This is a genomic window from Ruminococcus hominis (assembly GCF_014287355.1).
Taxonomy (GTDB): domain Bacteria; phylum Bacillota; class Clostridia; order Lachnospirales; family Lachnospiraceae; genus Schaedlerella; species Schaedlerella hominis.
In genome coordinates this window covers 1912726-1934713 of sequence record NZ_JACOPE010000001.1, presented here as the reverse complement: position 1 = coordinate 1934713, position 21988 = coordinate 1912726, and the positions used below count along the sequence as shown (strand labels likewise).

Below are 21988 nucleotides of genomic sequence, written 5' to 3'. Positions count from 1 at the left end.
GAGTCGTGAAATGCGATACCCCTACAAGTTATTTTATGCAAAGGGATGTAGCAAAACGTGTTCCTTATGCGTAGAATGAAAAAGTGCGGTAAGATAAGATCTGTAAAGTAATCATTTATAAGTCATCAATGGTGAGCGGGCAATATTTTGATAACAAAAATACTCGGTATCTAACTTAATTATACGATTGACAGAGAAATGCGTTCAAAATAAGTATTGGATATAGTTGAAACGAGTACTAAAATAAAGTTGGGATGCAAAACGAAGGTTACATTAGGAAAAAATAAGAAGTGTAGGTGGAAGGTTTGAACATAGAAGTATGGCATGGTGGAATGAATCTCCTTGGAAAAGCCGATGTCTGGGATAACTTAATGCGAATCAGAAATTCACAAGTTGCAACTGAATTGTTGGAAATTGCTTTGGGATGTTCTGAGGAGAGGTCATTTATGATATAATTTGCTTAGATTTATGTTTTTTGATATTGTTGAATGATCTCATATAGTAAGATTGAATTGGAGAAATAGACATGGTGTATTATTCAAAATGTGGTAAACAAATGGATGATAGTGCAACATAGTAGTACAAATGATGAAGAGATAGAGAAGGAATATTGATATGAATATACAAATATTTGGAACAAAGAAATGTAATGATACTAAGAAGGCGGAGCGTTTTTTTAAGGAGCGGGGCATAAAGTATCAGTTCATTGATATGAAAGAAAAAGGCATGAGCAAAGGAGAATTTAATTCAGTAGCGCAGGCAAATGGTGGATTAGAAAATATGGTTAACTGGGATGGCAAGGACAAGGATTTACTTGCCCTTATTAAGTATATCACAGATGAAGATAAGCTCGAAAAGGTGCTTGAGAATCCACAGGTAATTAAAACACCAGTAGTAAGAAACGGAAAGCAATCAACACTTGGTTATCAGCCGGATATCTGGAAAGGATGGAACTAAATGTACTTAATTAAGACTTTTAGCAGGAATGAACAAGTAACAAAAGGAGGACACCTATTTGAAAAAGAAAAAAGACGAAATCACCATCCGTTCCAGTGCAGCGGAATACTTAACCTATGTTGCCTCTGTGGGTGACCAGCAGGACAGTATTGAAATGCGCTATGAGGATGAGAATATATGGCTGACACAGAAGATGATGGCCACACTGTATGATGTTGGTTTACCAACAATAAATGAACATATTAAAAAGATTTATGCAGATAGTGAATTAGAAGAGTCTGCAACTATTCGGAATTTCCGAATAGTTCAAACCGAAGGTTCGCGTCAGGTTACTCGTGATACGAAACATTATAATCTTCAAATGATTATTGCAGTTGGGTTCAAGGTAAATAATGAGTGAGCAGATGCGGATAAGCCACACATGGGATTAACTACATGGGCGTCAGCACCGGAAGGAAAGATCGTAAAAAGTGATGTGAGCGTTGCGAAGAATTATCTTTCAGAGAAGGAAATGCGTTCATTAGAGCGTATCGTTTCGGCATATCTGGATCTGGCAGAGGATCGTGCTGAACGTCATATTCCGATGACAATGGAGGACTGGGCAAAGCGTCTGGATTTGTTCCTGATGGCAGATGACAGAGAGGTCCTTCAGGATGCGGGTAAGATCACAGTGGAGATTGCCAAGGCGAAAGCTGAGACCGAATTTGAAAAGTATCGTGTTATTCAGGACAGATTATTCATGTCTGACTTTGATAAATACATGTTGGAAGTTGTTGCAAAATTTGCAACAACTGCTTCTGATGGAAAAGTTTACAATGTAGACTATTACAATCTTGATGTTATTATTTCTGCTGGCTATCGTGTAAAATCAAAATGAGGAACACAGTTTAGAATCTGGGCAACCGGAATTTTAAAAGAATACATGAGAAAAGGTTTTGCACTTGATGATGATCGTTTGAAAAATCTAGGTGGCGGTGGATATTTTAAGGAATTGTTGGATAGAATCCGTGATATTCGCGCATCCGAGAAAGTATTTTATCGTCAGGTTCTGGAAATTTATGCAACGAGCATAGATTATGATCCGAAAGCGGAAATTCTATTGCATGTCCGCTATCACGGTTCCTGAATCCAAGCAGATAGTTTCTAAGTCCGATATCAACGATGTAATACTTTCCAAGAGTACGTAAGAAATACTGCGTCCGATGTTATCTGCAAGGAACATGACAATCTTTTTCATAAGCACAGGGTCAGTGATTCTCTTTTGAGCTCTGCGATTTTCATGTTCGAGAATATCTCTTAAAATAACAGTTGAGTAGATATCCTCAAGTAGCACCAGAGCCTTTTCTTGGTCCAGTCCAACATCAGCAATTCCCGGCATTCCTTCTTGTGAAAAGAGTATAGTATAAACTTACTTGTACTAATATTCTGCAATTCTACTGCTAGTCGATTGATTTATGCGTACTCCCATTATAATATGTGTGCAGGAGGTGGATGTATGTATCAAATTAGTAATGAAAAATTCGGTTTATTTGTAACCGAATTAAGAAAGAAAAAGAATTTAACTCAAAAGGATTTGGCTGAAAAATTATATGTATCAGATAAAACGGTCAGCAAATGGGAACGTGGTCTTAGTATGCCTAATGTCGTATTACTCATACCAATAGCTGATATATTAGATGTTACCGTTACAGAATTGTTACGTGGAGAAAAAATAGATACACAGAAAAATATTGATACAAAAGAAGTCGAGGAATTGGTAGTAGGCTCTCTCGATATGGCTGTTAGGAATTCTATTCATCAGCATAGAAAAAACTGGATATTAGCATATTTGCTATGCTTTTTAATATCTATTACAGAAATTATTATGTTAGTCGTATCTGGGAATTCAATAGCTGAGATGAAAGATGATATATTGCTGGTTACAGGGTTAATGCTTTTATTTGGTGCATGGTTTTGTTTCTTTGCGAAAGACATATTACCAACATATTATGATGCAAACAAGATAAATTATGTTTCACAAGGAATTTTTAGAATACATCTAGTTGGTTTATCCTTTAACAATGGAAATTGGATGTACATCTGTACAACTTTAAAAATTTGGACACTTGCAACGGTTGTTCTATATCCTCTTGCAGGTATTATAATAATCAATTGTCTCAATATAGCTTTATGGGATATTTTAAGTAAAATTTTCTTAATTATGATATTAGGTGGTATGGTAGTTTCGATTTACATTATCGGGAAAAAATACGAATAATTAAATTACCTGTTATCGTTGTGGATATTACTAATTTACAACATTCTTCATGGGAAATAAGGAATGATGAAGAAGAGATTGTGTTAAGCGAATTAGCGTACATTTAAAACGTGGAAAGCTCCTTCGGGAGCTTTTTTCTGGTTTTTTCTGGGTATCAAGAAAGTATATAGAAAATGCATTAATCATATGGTATGATTTGAACAGAAGATAGAATTTTAGGAAGCAAGAAGATTTTTGAGGAATGTAACTTAGAAGTTATAGAATTAAGTTAATCGTGCCATATGGCTTGATTATAAACGCAAAGAGAAAAGACGCAAGAAAAAAGAGGCAGAAGAGCAGCGAATGTTTGAAATGAAACAGCGAAAGAAAAGAGAAAAGCATAAGGGACATTAAAGTCCCTTGGCCTTTTACTCAAATCGTAAATTGTTGAATAAAGCTTTCGGGGGTGTTTCTATGAAGAAAAAAGTACTTGCAATTATGTTAGTCGCCATGTCAATAATGTTGATTTCGGCGTGCGGAAAAAAAGAAAAACTGTACGAAATTCCTGATTTATCGCAGTATAAGACAGATTATGTAGGAGATTCTTCAAATGTTATAAATATTGTAAGTGGTCAAGAGTATCCGGCGGGATACTCATATGACAGTATAGAGATACAGTCTGAAACAGAGCCTTATGGATTAACAGTTTTTCTAAAAGATGAGCCGTCGGCAGCCAAACTTGAAGATGAATTGCAGGTTAATGCAGATATGACATTTGACTTGATTGGTAATTTGGGAACAATTGATTATAAAACAGCAGATAGCAAAGAAATTATTGCATCATATGAACGGTGATATATTTTTAGTCAACTTTTAGACAATTTGAAGAGCGGAATATAAAAAGGCGTATGGAAATTTTAAATCCATACGCTTTTTTGAAAAAAACTCATTTTTGAACAAGAGATTTGTAAGAACATATTATCTATTCAAAGACGGTTACAATTCTATATCATATGATTTTTTCTTAGTCCGAGCAGACTGATTTCGCCGCATTTCCTGTTCTCTCTGATATTTAAGTTCCCATGCACGATGGGAGAAAACATCAGGGTATTCCACATTGAGATAATCCACCTCATTGGCTGCAATATCACGATGGTGATAGTCGTAATATTTACCAAAAGTACCTTTGAGCTGCTCTATTAACTTGTCCCGGAAATCAGGACGTATCTGGATTCTGTTATCCAGTAATTCGGTGTATTGTTCTGGTTCAGGACGAAATTTTTCTTCCCGGAAAGCGGCGGCATCTTTTTCAAGCTGTTTTTGGAGTGAGATGTCCTGAGAATCCAGGATATCAAGATTGTTATTCATCTGGCCGTATTTCTTGGATAGATTCATCATATCTTTATCGGTAGAGCATTCTGCCTGGAAGATTAGCTGCTCTTTCCTTGATTTCAGTTCTTCGATTTCTTCGGTAATAGTGGTAAGCTGCTGATTTGATTTTATATGCCGGATGGGATTCAAAATACTGGTTTTATCCTTTTGCACATTCAGTTCTTTCCGTTCCGTAACTTTAGCTTTGAGTTTCTTTTTAACGGTGTTGTATTTATTCAGTATTGGATTAAAATGATTCATCCAGTCATATTGTGCTTACGTTCTTCATGTACTCTTGTTGTGATTTCATTGTTTTTTATCGTATAATATGGATACTGGAGGTGGTTTGGATGAAATACAAGATTTTAGTTGTCGATGATGATAAAGAATTGGTGAAAATGCTTTGTAGTTATTTTAATATGAAGCAATATGAAATCATTACGGCTACAGATGGAATGGAAGCATTAAATAAAATAAAAATGAAACCGGATATTATTTTGTTGGATATCAATATGCCACGCATGGATGGGATTGAAGTATGTCGTCTGATACGCAGTAAAGTGTTATGTCCAATTTTATTTCTGACAGCAAGAGTTGACGAAGATGATAAAATTAATGGGTTGCTTTCAGGTGGGGATGATTATATTACGAAACCATTTAGTCTTCGGGAGTTGGAAGCAAGGATTGTCACAAACATAAAGAGAGAAGAAAGGCATCAACAAAAAACGGAATACCGTTTCATGGATGAAATGCTGATTGATTATTCTGAAAAAATAGTAGCTATAGCCGGACACAGGATGGAGTTCACAAAAATTGAATATCAGATTATTGAATTCTTATCCATGCATCCAGGGCAGGTGTTTGATAAAGAACGTATATATGCACAAGTCTGTGGATATGATGCGGAAGGGGACAGTAGAACGATAACGGAATTAGTACGGCGTATAAGGAAAAAATAGCGGATTATTCAGAAAAAGAATACATAGAAACTGTATGGGGGATTGGATACCGATGGAAAAAATAAGAAACTTGTCACTGAAAAAAACAATTCTGCTTTATTTTGTGATCAGCTTAACGGCAGCATTTCTGTTATCTGGATTTACAGTTCATTTTGCAAGAAATATGCAGAATAAAATATGGGAAAAATATATTGATTATGCAGATTATACGGACGTGTTTCAGCAATATGGAAAGAAATACGAGATTGAGATATCAAGACCTAATCAATCGCAGATGAATCGTTTGGACCATCATCTTTCGGAAATGTGTGACTTTATGGAAACATATTCGGTACTGATTTTTTCGATTGTTGGGAGTGTTGTTGCGGTATTCTTTTTTTATAAAAATAAGTTAAAGACACCTATACAGGAACTAAAAGATGCCTCACAAATGATTGCAGATAATGAACTGGATTTTCATGTGTCCTATGAAAATAAAGATGAGATGGGAACTTTGTGTAAAGAATTTGAAATGATGCGAAGTGATTTAGCAGATAACAACAGAAAGATGTGGCGAATGATTGATGACGAGAAGGCTTTGCGGAATGCAATTGCACATGATATACGTTCTCCACTTTCCATATTGCGTGGGTATCAGGAAATGCTCTTAGAGTTTGTTTCTGCTGAGAGTATAAAAACAGAGGATGTTATTGATATCTTACAAACAGGCATGTATCAGATTGACCGTATAGAGCATTTCACGGAAAACATGAGAAAAATGTCCCATTTAGAACAGAGGGAACTGCAATGCTCAGAGATAGAATTATCGGAACTGGCAAAAAAGATTGAGGCAGAAGCTGCCATGCTGTCCAAGAAGGAAAGTAAATTATGTAAGGTAGAAAGAGTGCAGGAACAAAACATTGTGAAAGTGGATGAGGAACTTGTCATGGAAGTGACAGACAACTTACTGGAAAATGCGGTTCGATATGCACAAAAAAGTATTGCTTTGCAGATAAAGAAAAAGGATGGTTTTCTTATAATTTCTGTTGAAGATGATGGAATAGGATTTGTGGATACTGAGGAAAAAGTAACAGAACCATTTTATCATAAGAATCCACAAGATGATTTAAAGCATTTTGGCCTTGGTATGTATATTTCTCGTATTTTCTGTGAAAAGCATGGAGGAAATTTGAAAATATATAATGCCAGACAAGGCGGTGCTCATGTAGAAGCTCTTTTCAAAGCTGAATAAAAATACTTTATAAGGCTGAAATCACAAATAAAGTGGTTTTAGTCTTTTTTATTGTGAATTTATTGAGAATTGATTTGTATGATGTTGTTAAAGAAATAAAGAAAGGAAGAGATGCAATGAAAACAATCATAAAAAGAAGTATACTTGATTATTTAAAGAACCCTGTTTTGTGGATTGGCTTGATTATTATAGTTGCCAGTATGTATCAATGTCTGTCATCGTATTTGCAAATTCATTATATCAAACAGAATGAACAGATCACACAAAATGACGTAGCATTGGAAGATGCTGATGTCATGGATGGGTACATTCCCACATCTGATGATAAAGAAAGAAGAAGGGAGTGGGAAGATACGATCAAAGAGACGTTAATGGACACCTCCCAAAATGGTTTTGGATTTAGCAGGCAGGAAGCAGATCATGTAATGAAAGAAATTCAGAATATGGATGTAAAGACTGCTTCTGAGTTTTTGGAATCCCAATATGGCTATTATAATGCAATATATGCTTATGAGGACCTTGAAATTCATAAGGGGACAGCAGAAGAAATCAATCATTATATCGAGCGGAAATTATCCGAACATTCTTTTTCCTGGTACTTTGCCAAAAAGTTCACGGATTTTGCAGGATTGCATATGGCCTTTTTTGCAACAGTCTTGCTATCATTTTTATTTATTCAGGATACACGAAAAAGTACCTATGAATTATTACATACAAAGCCTGTTACGGCAATCCAATATATATGTGGGAAAGTAATAAGCGGATTCATTAGTATGCTGGGAGTATTAGTGATTTTGAATGTTATATTCTTTATGCTGTGTTTGAAAACGTCTTTAGAATCGGGCTTTCCGGTAACACCAATTGATTTTTGCGTGAATTCTCTGATCTATATTGTTCCGAATCTTTTGATGATATGTTGTGTCTATACAATTACAGCAGTAATATTTAAAAATCCGCTTCCGGCAGCACCAATCTTGTTTTTACACATTATATATTCAAATATGCTGACCATGAAGAATGATATTTATTATATGAGACCGCTCTCTATTATGGTGCGATTCCCTGGCAGATTTTTTGAAACACATGCAGCCAAAATGTCAAACATAAATCAGATTATTCTTGTAATTTCATCAGTTATATTAGTAGGTATTTCTGTTACAATCTGGAAAAGGAGGAGGGTTCATTGAAAACGGAACTAAAAAACTGCTTGTCGTTATATAAGATTTTTTATTCATGTGCATTTATACTGATATTGTGTGCTATTCATCCGATTATATACTATGAAGAAATCGGTTCAGCGATTCAGTCGCCAATAGCATTTTTAACAATTATTTTTTGTAGTGACACATATTTGATGGAAGTAAAAAGTAAGCGTGCCGATGTATTTCATTTGTATGATCAAAAAAAGCAGTTAAAAGTAATATCACAGAGAGTGTGCGTTCAAATATTATATTTATTAATACTTTCCTGTGTTGGATATGTTTTATTTTTCTGGCAAAAACCGGGCAGTGTAAACGAAGGCATTTCGGGTATTCAGATATTTCTTTTATATTTCATTGCAATGTTCGGAACTATCTGGCTTTGGAGTATATGCTCTGTGATTTTGTGTACATTGCTTCGAAATATGTGGGCAGGTATAGGATGTTTATTTGGAATTGTCATTGGACTTATATCGAAAGCGGGCAGTTCATTTTTCGGGAATCTGGGATTGTTTTCTTTCAGCTCTTGTGAACCTACTCAATTAATGTCCGAGAGTTGGATTTATGGAACGCTTGTGTCTTTTATAGTGGGGCTGTTTTTATTTGCAGTATTACCAATGGCTTTAAAGAAAAGAGGATAGATTATGAGTATTAGAATAAATGATTTAACAGTTAGATTTAAAAATGGTGTAGTTGCAGTAAATAAGGCATCTCTTGAAATACCTAAGGGAATTTATGGACTTTTGGGTGAGAATGGTGCTGGAAAAACCACTTTGATGAGGGTTCTTACAACTGTTTTAAAACAAACGGAAGGAATGGTTTCCCTTGATGGAATTCTGTATAACGAGGGAAATTATGAGAAAATACAGAAAAAGATTGGTTATCTTCCACAGGAAATCGACTTATATCCGAATCTTACGGTGAAAGAATGTCTTGTATATATGGGGGGACTGTCAGGAGTATCCAGAAACGACCTCGAACAAAGAATTACCTATTATCTGGAAAAGACTTCTCTTATAGAGCATCAGAATAAAAAAATGCGGCAATTATCTGGTGGTATGAAGAGACGTGTCGGACTCATACAGGCACTTCTTAATAATCCGGATTTTTTGATTATTGATGAACCAACAACTGGGTTAGATCCGGAAGAAAGAATCAGGATCCGCAATCTTCTGGTTGATTTTTCAAAGGATAGAACTGTGCTGTTTTCCACTCATGTAGTAGAAGATTTAGCAGCAACCTGTACACAGCTTGCCATTATGAAAAAAGGGAATTTTTTATATTCCGGAAGCGTGAGTGGATTGTTGGAAAATGCAAAGGGCTGTGTTTGGAATTGTACGGTACAAAATGCAGAAGAAGCCCGTTTGTTAGAAGCTAATTATTCTATATCATCTAAGCAGTATGTAGAAAATGGAATTCATATGAAAGTATTAAGCAAAGGAAAGCCAAATGAGAATTGTGTCCTGGATAATGATATCACTTTGGAAGATGCGTATATTTATTTGACGAATAGTTGAATCAGGACCACCCGTTGGACGGGTGGTCCTGATTCAATGTGGTTTTTCGGCAGGTTCTGTAAAATAAGCTCAGATCAAACAATAACGGGAGGAGCTTATGCAACAGAATATTGAATTTGAGCTGATATGACAGAGAATGTTTTGGCATATTGACAGGACATTTAAAATGACGTATACTAAGCTCATTGATCGTTCTGTAGAAACTTGCGAAGCCTACAGGCGGGGGAGAGCCTGCGGGTCTCTCCCTCTTTTGTTTTAAGGAGAAATGAGATGCAGACACCGAAAAAATTCTCTTCTTTTAGTAACTAGGTTTCCTGGATCAGTGATGAAAAGGGAATAAAAATAAAAGACAGAGAATATGCGGAAGAGATGTTACGCCAAATAGGATATTTTCCTCTTATGGGAGGATATAAACATCTTTTTAGAATATCAAACACAAAAAAATATAAAGCAGGAACAAGTTTTGAAGAAATAGTCAGTCTGTATAAGTTTGATGCAGAGCTTAGAGAATTGTTTATTGAAGAATTTTAATATTTAAGAATTTGTTTTTTTCCTTTTTGACATTAAAGATAAGATTTCTTGTGGGTTTGTCAACTGATGTCCGGGAAGTGTCTGCTTTGGTGTGCGGTCACGGTCGGCTTCGTCAATCGCTGCAATAAAAAGTTTTACGCTGTTTGGATTGGATATGACAAAATTATGAGTAATACTTGAAGTAGCCATACGAACACCTCCTCTTTTCAGGTTTTTTGTGTATTAATTATACGATTGACAGAGAAATATGTGGAGATGATTGTTTTTTTACACCAACAAAATTCGGACGACGCAATAAAGAGTGACTTAGCTCCGGGCGAACTGGATGCGACCAGTGCTGAGTTGAAAGCAACCCATCAGGAAATCAAAGATTATGTGCTGAAAGAATTAGTGCATATTTAAAGCGTGGAAATCTCTTTTGGGAGCTTTTTGCTGTTTCTAAGGAAATCTCTGTTTGAGATTTTAATATAACTGTTTGATTTGTAAAGTTGGCAATGATACAATTAGTATTATTTGAAAGAAAGCAGAGAAAATATGAGTGAAAAGTTACTGATTGTTGAAGATGACAAAAAATTAAATGATGGAATCCGTCTGGCTTTAAAGAATGATGCTTATTTCTTTTATCAGTGCAGAACTTTGCAGGAAGCTAGAGAAATCTTGAAAAAGGAAGATATCACATTGGTTTTATTAGATGTGAACTTGCCGGATGGAAATGGGATTGATTTTGTAAGAGAAATAAGGAAAAACAGTCAGGTGCCGATTATTCTGCTTACAGTAAATAACATGGAAGTAGATATTGTAACAGGATTGGAAGCAGGAGCAAATGATTACATTACGAAACCATTCAGCTTAATGGTACTGCGTGCAAGAGTAGCTGTACAGCTTAGAAATAAAGAGATGTCAGCGAAGGATTCAATGAAGATTGACCGATATGAGTTTTATTTCGATAAAATGGAATTTTTTAAAGACAGTGCCCCCATTGAACTTAGTAAGACAGAACAAAAGCTCCTTAGAGTGCTGTGTGAAAACAGAGGAAAAGTATTGAAACGGGAATATTTGATTGACGAGGTATGGCAGGGAGATACAGAGTTTGTGGATGCTCATGCTCTGACTGTTGCAATCAAACGCCTCAGAGACAAATTAGAAGATGATACGCAGAAGCCTAAATATATCAAGACGGTTTACGGAATTGGTTACATATGGGTGGTGAAAGAATGACAGAAGAAATTTTATGGATTGCAGCAATATTTATCCTGAGCGGCGTCTTTTGGTACTTTCTTTTCTTTCAAAAAGAAAAAAGACTTTTGAACCGGCTGCAGCAAATGCTGGATTATGCGATAGATGGAGAATTGGAACGGACAGAAATATCTGAAGAAAAGTATTCTGCCCTTGAAAACAGTATGAAACAGTATTTAGACAGTAATTTTCTGGCAAGAAAAAACCAACAGGAACAAAAAGAAGTGATACAGAAACTTATTTCCGACATTGCGCATCAGACTTTGACTCCTATTTCAAATTTGAAAATTTATGGTGAAATACTTTCTGAAACGAATCATGAAAATCAGAGGGAGATAGCGACCATTTTGGAGCAGACGGAGAAATTGGATTTTCTGATACAATCACTGGTCAAATTATCACGAATGGAGAGCGGAATTATAGCAGTACATCCGGAGGATACTGCTATTGCACAGATGTTTGCATCTATACAGCAGCAGTTTAATATAAAAGCAATGGAGAAGGATATTACCCTGGAGCTATTTGACACCGATTTACATGTTATGTGTGATGCCAAATGGACTGTGGAGGCACTTGGAAATATTGTAGACAATGCGATTAAATATACAGCATGTGGGGGAGTTGTTCAGATAAAAGCTGAGAGGTATTCTTTCTTTGTAAAAATTGACATCACTGATGATGGCATTGGAATAGAAAAAGAAGAAATACCAAAGATATTTGGAAGGTTTTATCGGAGTCTGTCAGTGGCAGACCAGCCAGGAGTAGGAATTGGCTTATTCCTTGCAAGAGAGATCATTCAGGCACAAAAGGGGTATATAAAAGTGACATCAAAGAGAGGAAAAGGTTCTACATTTTCTGTGTTTCTTCCGATAGCAAAGAAGGAATAGTATCAAAACTGTGATATTTCAGAAACCAGATGGAGACATTGTTATGATAAAGTCTGTATTGTAAAGATCAATACAGGCTTTTTTGATGGGAGGATGGCATGAATATATTAAAAGCAGTAAATTTACGAAAAATATATGGGCAGGGAGAAACAGAAGTCAGGGCTCTTGATGGTATAAACCTGGAAGTAGAAAAAGGGGAGTTTGTAGCAATTGTTGGAACTTCTGGGAGTGGAAAGTCTACGATGCTTCATATGATTGGAGGATTAGATAATCCAACATCTGGGCAGGTAATTGTAGATGGACAGAACTTAAGCCATATGACAGATGAAGAGCTTACCATTTTCCGACGTAGGAATATTGGTTTCGTATTTCAACAGTATAACTTGGTTCCGATGTTGAATGTATGGGAAAATATTGTTCTTCCTGTGAAACTGGATGGAAAAAAGGTAGAAAAAGGTTATGTAGATGAAATTATTGATACACTGGGTATTCGGACAAAATTGGAAAACCTGCCAAGCGCTCTATCCGGTGGACAGCAGCAGAGAGTGGCAATTGCAAGGGCTTTAGCTGCAAAACCTGCCATTTTGCTCGCTGACGAGCCGACTGGAAATTTGGATTCGAAAACAAGTCAGGATGTATTGGGACTTTTAAAAGTCACCGGTAAGCGTTTTCATCAAACAATTGTAATGATTACTCACAATGAGGAGATTGCCCAGATGGCAGACCGGATTTTACAGATAGAAGATGGAAAAATTGTTTCAGACAGTGGTCTTGTATAGCAGGGGGCGATTTTATGGTAAAAGTAGAGAATAAAGAGACGTTACGATTATTAACGAGGCGTTTTATGAAAATGAATCGAGCTAGGAATGTTATTGCTGTTATTGCAATCATGCTGACTTCCCTTTTATTCACAAGTCTCTTTGTGGGAAGTGTATCTATGATTCTTTCCAAAAGAGCAACGGAAATTAAGCAGTTTATGGATTCTGCCCATGCCATTGCACAGAATCTGTCAGAAGAAGATGCAAAGCGATTGCAGCAAACAATTGAACAGAGTGAAGATGTTAAGCGATATGGTTCCGGTATTTTTCTGGGAGCTGGAATGGACGAACGGTTTGGATTTTCCGTAGAGGTTCGATATGCAGATGAAAATATGGCAGAAAGTTTTAATTGTCTGCCAACTACAGGAAGACTGCCGGAGAAAGAAAATGAAGTAGCACTTAGCAGCACGATATTGGAATCTCTGGGAGTTACACCAAAGATTGGGGAAGAAGTAACGCTGACCTGGGAAGTAAATCCCATGCTGAAACAATATAAGACAGATACGTTTCAGATATGTGGATTCTGGCAGGGGGATAAAGCTGTTTTAGGTCAGATGGTCTGGGTATCAAAAGACTATGCAAAGGAGAATCGTTATCCCGTTACGCAGGAAGAATTAGAAAATGGCATCTACAATGGAGGAAAAGAGTATTCTGTCTGGTACAAGAACCTTTGGAATCTGGAAAAGAAAACGGAAAAGATATCTAAGAAAGCGGGATTTACGAAAGCTGGGACAGGAATGGAAGTCAATCCGGCATATAATCTCTTTGAAGAGGATTCTTTTTCATTTTCTTCCTTAATTGTAATGATTCTATTTGTCATATTAGCCGGATACCTGATTATCTATAATATCTTTAACATTTCTGTGAAAACGGATATCCGGGCTTACGGATTGTTAAAGAATGTGGGGACAACGGGAAAGCAGTTGAAGAAAATTGTACGTATGCAGGCGTGGAGGTTATCAGCTATTGGTATTCCAATCGGATTGCTTTGTGGTTATCTTTCAGGTCTTTGTATGGCTCCGTCCTTGAATGCAGATGCTGCAATTAGTGCACAGGCAGGAAAAACGGCTCAGACAGTAGTATCAGCGAATCCTTTGATTTTTCTTGCAGCGATACTTTTGACGCTTTTGACGGTGTATCTCTCTAGTTTGCAGGCTTGTAAAATGGTAGAAAGTGTATCTCCTGTGGAAGCTCTGCGTTTGGCAGAAGGAGAGCAGTCACATAGGAAAATAAAAAAGAATACTTCTGTAACCTGGTGGGGGATGGCAGTTCAAAATGTGTTACGAAATTGGAAAAAGGGATTGATTGTTATGCTTTCTATCGCTCTTTCTATGGTGGTGGTAAACTGTATCGTGATGCTGGTGCAGGGATATGATTTTGATTCTTACCGAAAAGTGTTTTTAGCTTCCGATTTTCAACTGGATCAGATGACGGGAAGTTTGTCAAATACGAATTTTAACGGTATTACACCTGAAATCAAAGAGATTCTGGACGAATGTCCTGATAGTGCTAAGACAGGATATGTGTATTATTCGGAGGAAACCCACAAGATGGAGCCGGAACTTCTGAAAACATGGGAAGCATTTGCAGATAAATATGAAGAGAACTGGAACGATTATGAAGAACAGGTTTGGGAAGAGGCAAAGGCTTCCAATACAGTAAGTGTTCATTTCCTCGGAATCAGCGAGTCAGTGTTTGACAAATTAGAATGGAGAGGGGAAAAATGCTCTTGGGATACATTTAAAAGCGGAAATTATGTGCTTGTAGATTATGGTGATAAATATGCAGAGCATCCGGTTTCTTATTATCAGACTGGGGATGTTTTTCAGATGGAGTACAAAAATGGAAACCAAAAAGATTACGAAGTCATTGGAGAAGCACTGATGCCATATTCCCTGGATTATCCGTATGCAGATATTGTTTATATTACAGTAATGGTCCCAGAAGAAGAGTATATCACCCAGACAGGAAATCAATCAGCAATGTATGCTTCTATCGATGCAAAGAAAGGAGCGGATAAGCAGATAAAAGAATACATTGATGAAAATGTTTTGAAAGAAAATGAAATGATCAATGTGTTTTCTGTATTGGATATGAAAGAAAGTTTTCAGCGGTATGTCAGTAAATATTATATGATCGGTAGTTTTCTTGTCATTATTTTATCCTTCATTGGCATTATGAATTTCTTTAATACAACAGCAACTTCTGTAATTAGTAGAAAAAAAGAACTGGCACTTTTGGAAGTTGTGGGAATGACGAAAAAGCAGATATCGAAAATGTTGGTGGCTGAAGGATTCCTATATTTGGGAGGCGCATTTGTGATTGCAGTATTGCTAGTTGTGTTTGGAGCAAAGCAGATTTTAGCAAATACGCTCGGTACGGCATTTTTCTTCCGACTGCATCTTACGATAGTGCCATGCGTGCTTATGATTCCGATTTTGGTTGGGATTGCGTATGTGATACCAAAGTATCAGTTTGAAAAGATGAGTCGGGAGAGCATTGTTGAAAGGATTCGGAAAGAATAGTAATAATGTGTGTAAATATTGTCCATATTGATAGTTTCTGCAATTTTATTTGTAGTTATTCTGTTTGTATTAGAATAATTTATCTGTAAATTTTTAAAATTAATTATTGACAAATAAAAATAAAAGGATTATATTACAAATCATAAAAAAGCAAAGGCGCTTTGAGCTAAATGGCTCAAGGCGTCTTTTTTTATTACATAGAAAATTTTATTTCCTATGTAATAAAAAGCCTCCGGCAGGATGCACACTGCGTCGTACAATGTAGATGTCGCAAGCGACCGCCGCAGGTGCCGGAATGTGCAAAGCACATTCTTTATTATAATCAACAGAACGAGAAAGAAATGGTGAAAACGATATGTGCTCAATAACAGGATATAAGGGTGAATCTCTTACAGAAGAACAGATTAAAGAACATTTTGACAAAACTATTTCACGTGGACCTGATATGCAAAGGATTGAAAAAGTTGGGGATGTGACTCTGGGTTTTGAAAGATTGGCAATTATGGGGCTTACAGAGGAAGGTATGCAGCCATTCTCTTGTAAGAATAACAAGGTAGTCTGCAATGGTGAAATTTATGGTTTTAGAAAGATAAAGAAAGAATTAGAAAAAGAATACGAATTTAAAAGTGATTCAGATTGCGAGATATTACTTCCGTTGTATGAAAAATACGGTGTCGAAATGTTTAGAAAGCTTGATGCTGAGTTTGCTTGTATCATCTATGATGCAGAAACAAAAAATCTGATAGCAGCAAGAGACCCTATCGGAATCAGACCACTTTTCTATGGATATCCAAAAGAGGGAGAAATCATTTTTGCCAGTGAAGCAAAAAATTTAGTAGGTATAGTAGATAAAATTTATCCATTCCCTCCGGGACATTATTATAAGGATGGCGAGTTCATTTCATATAGAGATATGACGGAGGTAAAGGCAGTAAGTAAAGATGATCTGGAAACTGCATGTCACAAAATTAAAGAAAAATTAATCGCAGGCATAGAGAAGAGATTGGATGCTGATGCACCGCTTGGTTTCTTGTTAAGTGGAGGTCTCGACAGTTCTTTGGTATGTGCGGTGTCAGCAAAATTATTGAAAAAAACAATAAAGACATATGCGATTGGTATGAGTACGGATGCAATTGATTTAAAATATGCCAAAGAAGTAGCGGACTATATCGGAAGTGAACATACGGAAATCATTATTACAAAGGAAGAAGTATTAGGAGCTTTGAAAGAAGTAATATCAGTATTAGGAACCTATGATATTACCACAATCCGTGCAAGCATCGGAATGTATCTAATCTGCAAAGCAATTCATAATACGACAGATGTCAGAGTGCTTTTAACAGGAGAAATTTCAGACGAATTATTTGGATATAAATATACAGATTTTGCACCAGATGCAAAGAGCTTTCAGGAAGAGTCAGCAAAACGTATAAGAGAGCTTTATATGTATGATGTTTTGAGAGCAGACAGATGTATATCATCAAACTCAATGGAGGCCAGAGTGCCATTTGGTGATTTGGATTTTGTAGAGTATGTAATGAGTATTGATCCGGAAATGAAAATGAATAAGTACAATAAAGGAAAATATTTGCTTAGACATGCATTTGAGGGAGATTACCTTCCGGAATCTATACTTATGAGAGAGAAGGCTGCATTTTCTGATGCAGTAGGACATTCAATGGTTGATTATCTCAAAGAGTATGCACAGGAAAAATACAGTGACGAAGAATACAATGAGAAGATTAAGAAATATTCTTTTGCAAAGCCTTTCACAAAAGAATCTCTTTTATACAGAGAAATTTTTGAAGAGTATTATCCGGGACAGGCCGAAATGGTTGTAGATTTCTGGATGCCGAATAAAGCGTGGGAGGGTTGCGATGTGGATGACCCATCTGCCAGAGTTTTATCAAATTATGGCGAGAGTGGTTTATAGTACGATTAAATGAGTGAAAAAAAGTGGAAATGAAAGAGGAACAATAGTATGAATCAAAGAAGCTTATATGACCCATCGTTTGAACATGATAATTGCGGTATTGGTACCGTTGTAAATATAAAAGGAGTGCAGAGCCACTCAATTGTAGATGATGCTTTAAAAATTGTAGAAAATTTAGAGCACAGAGCCGGTAAAGACGGAGAGGGAAAGACGGGTGACGGAGTAGGAATCCTTACCCAGATTCCTCATAAATTCTTTAAAAAAGTATTATCTGATTCGAATATAACGATTGGTGGAGCAAGAGAATATGCAGTAGGTATGTTCTTTTTCCCACAGAATGAGTTAAAAAGAAGTCAGGCTATGAAAATGTTTGAAATAATTGTAGAAAAAGAAGGACAGCAGTTTCTGGGATGGAGAAAGGTTTCTACCAGAGAGACTGTACTAGGACAGAAGGCTTTGGAAAGCTGTCCGGCAATCTATCAGGCATTTATCAAAAGACCACAAGGTATGGAGAATGATCAGGACTTTGACAGAAAACTGTATGTTATCAGACGTGTTTTTGAACAGAGTAACGATAATACATATGTGCCATCATTGTCTTGCAGAACGATTGTTTACAAGGGAATGTTTTTGGTTGGTCAGCTTAGAACATTTTTCCTTGATTTGTTAGATGCAGATTATGAGTCAGCGATAGCGATGGTACATTCAAGATTTTCTACAAATACAAATCCAAGCTGGCTTCGTGCACATCCAAACCGTCTGGTAGTACATAACGGGGAAATAAACACGATTAAGAGTAATGTTGATAAGATGCTGGCAAGAGAAGAAACGATTCATACAAGTTGCTTCACAGATGAAGAGCTGACAAAGGTATTGCCTGTTATATCAACATCCGGATCCGATTCAGCGATGCTTGATAATGCACTGGAATTTATGATTATGGGTGGAATGGATCCGGCACTTGCAGCAATGATTTTAATTCCGGAGCCATGGGAACACAACGATACAATTACACAGAAGGAAAGAGATTTCTACCAATATTATGCAACAATGATGGAGCCTTGGGATGGACCTGCTTCGATCCTTTTTTCTGATGGTGATGTTATGGGAGCAATCCTTGACAGAAATGGTCTGCGTCCTTCACGTTACTATGTAATGGATGATGACAGACTTATTCTTTCATCAGAGGTCGGTGTTCTTCCTTTGGATGAAAAACACATTTTAAGAAAAGAGCGTCTTCACCCGGGAAAAATGCTGCTTGTAGATACAAGAGAGGGAAGAATTGTTTCGGATGCAGAGCTTAAGGATAAGTACGCAGGAAGAGAGCCTTATGGTGAATGGCTGGATTCGAATCTTTGCAAGTTGAAGGATTTAAAAATTCCGAATGAAAAAGTACCTTCCTATACAAAGGAAGAATTGGTAAGACTGCAAAAAGCATTTGGTTATAGCTATGAAGATTACAAGGATGAGATAAAGGCTATGGCTACAAATGGTGCAGAGCATGTAGGTGCGATGGGAATTGATACACCGATTGCAGTACTCTCAAAACATTATCAGCCATTATTTTACTATTTCAAACAATTGTTTGCTCAGGTTACAAACCCTCCTATTGATGCTGCCAGAGAAAAAATCGTGACAGCTACTACAGTATATATTGGAAAAAATGGAGAACTTTTATCAGAAAAACCTTCTAACTGTAAGGTGTTAAAGGTAAAGAATCCGATTTTGTCTGATCTTGATTTATTAAAGATTTCAAAACTCAACCAGGATGGACTTAAAGTAGAGAAGGTTTCTACACTTTTCTATAAGAGCACTCCATTGGACAGAGCGCTTGATCATCTGTTTGTTGAAGTGGACAGAGTGTATCGTGATGGAGCTACTGTGCTCATTTTGTCAGACAGAGGAGTAGATGAAAATCATGTAGCTATTCCTTCACTGTTAGCTGTGGCTGCAGTTCACAATCATTTGGTTCAGACAAAAAAATGTATGGCTATGTCACTTATAATTGAGACTGCAGAGCCTTGTCTTGTGCATCATTTTGCTACACTTTTGGGATATGGAGCATGCGCAATCAATCCGTATCTGGCTCATGCGTCTATAAAAGAGCAGATAGAGGACGGTCTCTTAGAAAAAGACTATTATGCAGCAGTTTCAGATTATGATAATGCAATTCTTCAGGGGATAGTAAAAATTGCCTCTAAAATGGGAATTTCTACATTGCAGTCATATCAAGGCAGCAGAATTTTTGAAGCTTTAGGTATAGATAAGAGTGTAATAGATAAATATTTCGCAGGAACAGTTTCAAGAATCGGCGGAATTACATTGGATGATATTGCACAGAATACAGACAAACAACATTCACAGGCATTTGATCCATTAGGTCTGGCTACAGATATGTCTATTGATTCTTTAGGAAGACATAAAATGCGCTCCCAGGGAGAGAGCCATAGATATAATCCTGCAACAATTCATATGCTGCAGATGGCTACAAGAGAGGGCGACTATGAAAAATTTAAAGAATATACCAAAATGGTAGACGGAGAGCAGACAGGATATATCAGAAGTCTTATGGAATTTGCTTACCCTGAAAAGGGAGTGGCATTAGAAGAAGTTGAAAGCGTTGATGAGATCGTAAAGAGATTTAAAACAGGTGCGATGTCATATGGCTCAATTTCTGAGGAAGCACATGAAGCATTAGCTATTGCGATGAATCATTTACATGGTAAATCAAACAGTGGTGAAGGTGGAGAGAGCGATGAAAGACTGGAAAGTGCTGGAAGTAAAGAAGACAGAAGCTCGGCTATCAAGCAGGTAGCAAGTGGAAGATTTGGTGTTACAAGCCGATACTTAAGCAGTGCAAGAGAAATTCAGATTAAGATGGCTCAGGGTGCTAAACCAGGAGAAGGTGGACATTTGCCTGGTAAGAAGGTATATCCATGGATCGCAAAAACAAGACATTCAACACCGGGAGTAAGCCTTATTTCACCACCGCCACATCACGATATTTATTCGATCGAAGATTTGGCACAATTGATCTATGATTTGAAAAATGCCAATGATGCGGCCAGAATTTCTGTGAAACTGGTATCTGAAACAGGAGTGGGAACAATCGCAGCCGGTGTAGCAAAGGCCGGAGCAGGCGTTATTCTTATCTCAGGTTATGATGGAGGAACAGGAGCCGCTCCTATAAGTTCAATCCATAATGCAGGATTGCCTTGGGAGCTGGGATTGGCAGAAACACACCAGACGCTTATCCAGAACGGACTTCGAAACAGAGTTGTAGTGGAAACAGATGGAAAGCTCATGAGCGGAAGAGATGTAGCAATTGCTGCAATTTTGGGAGCTGAGGAATACGGCTTTGCAACAGCACCATTGGTAACATTAGGCTGCGTAATGATGAGAGTATGTAATCTTGATACATGTCCAATGGGTGTGGCTACACAGAATCCTGAGTTAAGAAAACGATTCATGGGAAAACCTGAATATGTAGAGAACTTTATGCGTTTTATCGCACAGGAACTCCGTGAATATATGGCAAAATTAGGTGTAAAGAGTGTAGATGAGCTGGTCGGAAGAACAGATTTATTGAGAAAAAGAACGGATCTTAGCGGAGTGGAGGCTAAAATTGATGTTAGCGCCATTCTTGGAGATTCCGGTGCGGTTTCAGCAGATTTCCACGATAAGAGCTATTATGATTTCAAGCTGGATGAGAAGAAAGATAAACTTCTGATGACAAAGAACCGCAAATTCATGGATGCAGTAATAAAGGGAGAACCGACCGTTGTAGGTGTAGATGTAATAAATACAGACAGAGCATTTGGTACTCTTATCGGTTCTGAAATTACAAGACATCATCACGATGGTCTTAAAGCAGATACAATTACTGTAAACTGTAAAGGATCTGGAGGTCAGAGCTTCGGTGCATTTATCCCGGCAGGACTGACACTTAATCTGGTGGGAGACAGCAATGACTATTTTGGAAAAGGTCTCTCTGGAGGAAAACTTATAGTAAAAACTCCGGCTGATGCAGCATATAATCCTCAGGAAAATATTATTGTTGGAAATGTAGCTCTTTATGGAGCAACATCCGGTGAAGCTTACGTAGGTGGAATGGCAGGAGAAAGATTCTGTGTACGTAACTCAGGTGCCAAAACAGTAGTAGAAGGCGTAGGAGAACATGGTTGTGAATATATGACCGGTGGTGTCGCAGTGATCATTGGACCTACAGGAAAGAATTTTGCAGCAGGTATGAGCGGTGGAATCGCATATGTGTTGGATGAAAATAATTCGCTTTATAGAAACCTGAACAAAGAGATGGTTCTGATGGAAAGCATAGAGCATAAGTCTGACAGAGAAGAACTCAAAAAGCTTCTTGAAAATCATGCTAAATACACAGGTTCTGCAAAAGCAAAATTGATTTTAGATAACTTTGACGAATATCTTCCAAAATTTAAAAAAATCATTCCTTCCGATTACAAAAAAATCGTTCAGTACACAGAAGATTTTATCGAGCACGGAATGAGCATCAAAGAAGCACAGATAGAAGCTTTTTATAAAAGTCAGAAAGAAAATGCATAAGGAGGTGGAG

18 protein-coding genes and 3 pseudogenes are annotated in these 21988 nt (G+C 37.0%); 19 read left to right on the top strand and 2 right to left on the bottom strand.

Features of this window, described 5'->3' with window-relative positions; translation table 11 throughout:
• Positions 1-305 precede the first annotated feature (305 nt).
• The 6 genes and pseudogenes from H8S40_RS08520 to H8S40_RS08495 all read left to right on the top strand — a co-directional run bounded on the left by H8S40_RS08520 (position 306) and on the right by H8S40_RS08495 (position 4048).
• Entirely contained in the window at positions 306-455 is a 150-nt protein-coding gene (locus H8S40_RS08520; protein WP_186865049.1) for a phospholipase D-like domain-containing protein, read from the top strand.
• A 160-nt stretch (positions 456-615) separates the two neighbouring features.
• Complete coding sequence (locus H8S40_RS08515; protein WP_022075646.1) at positions 616-957, top strand: arsenate reductase family protein; 342 nt, start codon at positions 616-618, stop codon at positions 955-957.
• A gap of 58 nt (positions 958-1015) precedes the next feature.
• Positions 1016-1729, top strand: a pseudogene (gene rhuM, locus H8S40_RS08510) (RhuM family protein); the annotation flags it as partial.
• Positions 1727-2053 (top strand): annotated as a pseudogene (rhuM, locus tag H8S40_RS08505) (RhuM family protein); the annotation flags it as partial. The pseudogenes rhuM (H8S40_RS08510) and rhuM (H8S40_RS08505), both read left to right, overlap by 3 nt.
• 399 nt (positions 2054-2452) lie before the next feature.
• Positions 2453-3214, top strand: a complete 762-nt coding sequence (locus tag H8S40_RS08500) for a helix-turn-helix domain-containing protein (RefSeq protein WP_024853912.1) — start codon at positions 2453-2455, stop codon at positions 3212-3214.
• Between the two features lie 453 nt (positions 3215-3667).
• Complete coding sequence (locus H8S40_RS08495) at positions 3668-4048, top strand: DUF4825 domain-containing protein (RefSeq protein ID WP_107617402.1); 381 nt, start codon at positions 3668-3670, stop codon at positions 4046-4048.
• Positions 4049-4189: 141 nt separating this feature from the next.
• Here H8S40_RS08495 and H8S40_RS08490 read toward each other — a convergent pair whose 3' ends face one another.
• Positions 4190-4738 (bottom strand): hypothetical protein, encoded by a 549-nt coding sequence (locus tag H8S40_RS08490; RefSeq protein ID WP_243238218.1) that lies wholly within the window; start codon positions 4736-4738, stop codon positions 4190-4192.
• 113 nt (positions 4739-4851) lie between these two features.
• Between H8S40_RS08490 and H8S40_RS08485 the strand changes: the two are divergent.
• The 6 genes and pseudogenes from H8S40_RS08485 to H8S40_RS16170 all read left to right on the top strand — a co-directional run bounded on the left by H8S40_RS08485 (position 4852) and on the right by H8S40_RS16170 (position 10001).
• Positions 4852-5588 (top strand): annotated as a pseudogene (locus H8S40_RS08485) (response regulator transcription factor).
• Positions 5576-6754 (top strand): sensor histidine kinase, encoded by a 1179-nt coding sequence (locus H8S40_RS08480; protein ID WP_118737431.1) that lies wholly within the window; start codon positions 5576-5578, stop codon positions 6752-6754. The pseudogene H8S40_RS08485 and the gene H8S40_RS08480 overlap by 13 nt, the downstream one beginning before the upstream one ends.
• A gap of 116 nt (positions 6755-6870) precedes the next feature.
• Positions 6871-7941 (top strand): ABC transporter permease subunit, encoded by a 1071-nt coding sequence (locus tag H8S40_RS08475; protein ID WP_186865047.1) that lies wholly within the window; start codon positions 6871-6873, stop codon positions 7939-7941.
• A complete protein-coding gene (locus tag H8S40_RS08470) occupies positions 7938-8594 on the top strand; it encodes a transporter (RefSeq protein ID WP_243238217.1) in 657 nt (218 codons plus the stop codon). Before H8S40_RS08475 ends, H8S40_RS08470 begins: the two co-directional genes overlap by 4 nt.
• Before the next feature lie 3 nt (positions 8595-8597).
• Positions 8598-9470 carry an ATP-binding cassette domain-containing protein gene (locus H8S40_RS08465; protein ID WP_186865046.1) on the top strand — a complete coding sequence of 291 codons (873 nt, stop codon included), beginning with the start codon at positions 8598-8600 and terminating at the stop codon, positions 9468-9470.
• A 369-nt stretch (positions 9471-9839) separates the two neighbouring features.
• Entirely contained in the window at positions 9840-10001 is a 162-nt protein-coding gene (locus H8S40_RS16170) for an Abi family protein (RefSeq protein WP_366482382.1), read from the top strand.
• Between the two features lie 3 nt (positions 10002-10004).
• Here H8S40_RS16170 and H8S40_RS08455 read toward each other — a convergent pair whose 3' ends face one another.
• Positions 10005-10190 carry a hypothetical protein gene (locus H8S40_RS08455; RefSeq protein WP_118724397.1) on the bottom strand — a complete coding sequence of 62 codons (186 nt, stop codon included), beginning with the start codon at positions 10188-10190 and terminating at the stop codon, positions 10005-10007.
• Positions 10191-10250: 60 nt separating this feature from the next.
• Between H8S40_RS08455 and H8S40_RS08450 the strand changes: the two genes are divergently transcribed.
• The 7 genes from H8S40_RS08450 (at position 10251) to gltB (ending at position 21978) form a co-directional block, all read left to right on the top strand.
• Complete coding sequence (locus H8S40_RS08450) at positions 10251-10403, top strand: hypothetical protein (protein ID WP_366482380.1); 153 nt, start codon at positions 10251-10253, stop codon at positions 10401-10403.
• A 132-nt stretch (positions 10404-10535) separates the two neighbouring features.
• Complete coding sequence (locus tag H8S40_RS08445; RefSeq protein WP_186865045.1) at positions 10536-11219, top strand: response regulator transcription factor; 684 nt, start codon at positions 10536-10538, stop codon at positions 11217-11219.
• Positions 11216-12124: a sensor histidine kinase gene (locus H8S40_RS08440; protein WP_186865044.1), complete on the top strand. Its 909-nt coding sequence runs from the start codon at positions 11216-11218 to the stop codon at positions 12122-12124. The genes H8S40_RS08445 and H8S40_RS08440 overlap by 4 nt, the downstream gene beginning before the upstream one ends.
• A gap of 98 nt (positions 12125-12222) precedes the next feature.
• Positions 12223-12903, top strand: a complete 681-nt coding sequence (locus H8S40_RS08435; RefSeq protein WP_186865043.1) for an ABC transporter ATP-binding protein — start codon at positions 12223-12225, stop codon at positions 12901-12903.
• Positions 12904-12917: 14 nt separating this feature from the next.
• On the top strand, positions 12918-15467 hold the full coding sequence (locus H8S40_RS08430) for an ABC transporter permease (protein ID WP_186865042.1): 2550 nt from the start codon (positions 12918-12920) through the stop codon (positions 15465-15467).
• Between the two features lie 355 nt (positions 15468-15822).
• Positions 15823-17400 (top strand): asparagine synthase B, encoded by a 1578-nt coding sequence (gene asnB / locus H8S40_RS08425; RefSeq protein WP_186865041.1) that lies wholly within the window; start codon positions 15823-15825, stop codon positions 17398-17400.
• Positions 17401-17448: 48 nt separating this feature from the next.
• Positions 17449-21978, top strand: a complete 4530-nt coding sequence (gene gltB / locus H8S40_RS08420) for a glutamate synthase large subunit (protein ID WP_186865040.1) — start codon at positions 17449-17451, stop codon at positions 21976-21978.
• Positions 21979-21988 lie beyond the last annotated feature (10 nt).

What these genes read in the sequence shown, in the direction of transcription:
- H8S40_RS08515 (WP_022075646.1), top strand. Translation starts at nt 616, where the DNA reads ATGAATATACAAATATTTGGAACAAAGAAATGTAATGATACTAAGAAG.
- H8S40_RS08500 (WP_024853912.1), top strand. Translation starts at nt 2,453, where the DNA reads ATGTATCAAATTAGTAATGAAAAATTCGGTTTATTTGTAACCGAATTA.
- H8S40_RS08495 (WP_107617402.1), top strand. Translation starts at nt 3,668, where the DNA reads ATGAAGAAAAAAGTACTTGCAATTATGTTAGTCGCCATGTCAATAATG.
- H8S40_RS08480 (WP_118737431.1), top strand. Translation starts at nt 5,576, where the DNA reads ATGGAAAAAATAAGAAACTTGTCACTGAAAAAAACAATTCTGCTTTAT.
- H8S40_RS08475 (WP_186865047.1), top strand. Translation starts at nt 6,871, where the DNA reads ATGAAAACAATCATAAAAAGAAGTATACTTGATTATTTAAAGAACCCT.
- H8S40_RS08465 (WP_186865046.1), top strand. Translation starts at nt 8,598, where the DNA reads ATGAGTATTAGAATAAATGATTTAACAGTTAGATTTAAAAATGGTGTA.
- H8S40_RS16170 (WP_366482382.1), top strand. Translation starts at nt 9,840, where the DNA reads ATGTTACGCCAAATAGGATATTTTCCTCTTATGGGAGGATATAAACAT.
- H8S40_RS08455 (WP_118724397.1), bottom strand. Translation starts at nt 10,190, where the DNA reads ATGGCTACTTCAAGTATTACTCATAATTTTGTCATATCCAATCCAAAC.
- H8S40_RS08445 (WP_186865045.1), top strand. Translation starts at nt 10,536, where the DNA reads ATGAGTGAAAAGTTACTGATTGTTGAAGATGACAAAAAATTAAATGAT.
- H8S40_RS08440 (WP_186865044.1), top strand. Translation starts at nt 11,216, where the DNA reads ATGACAGAAGAAATTTTATGGATTGCAGCAATATTTATCCTGAGCGGC.
- H8S40_RS08435 (WP_186865043.1), top strand. Translation starts at nt 12,223, where the DNA reads ATGAATATATTAAAAGCAGTAAATTTACGAAAAATATATGGGCAGGGA.
- H8S40_RS08430 (WP_186865042.1), top strand. Translation starts at nt 12,918, where the DNA reads ATGGTAAAAGTAGAGAATAAAGAGACGTTACGATTATTAACGAGGCGT.
- asnB (WP_186865041.1), top strand. Translation starts at nt 15,823, where the DNA reads ATGTGCTCAATAACAGGATATAAGGGTGAATCTCTTACAGAAGAACAG.
- gltB (WP_186865040.1), top strand. Translation starts at nt 17,449, where the DNA reads ATGAATCAAAGAAGCTTATATGACCCATCGTTTGAACATGATAATTGC.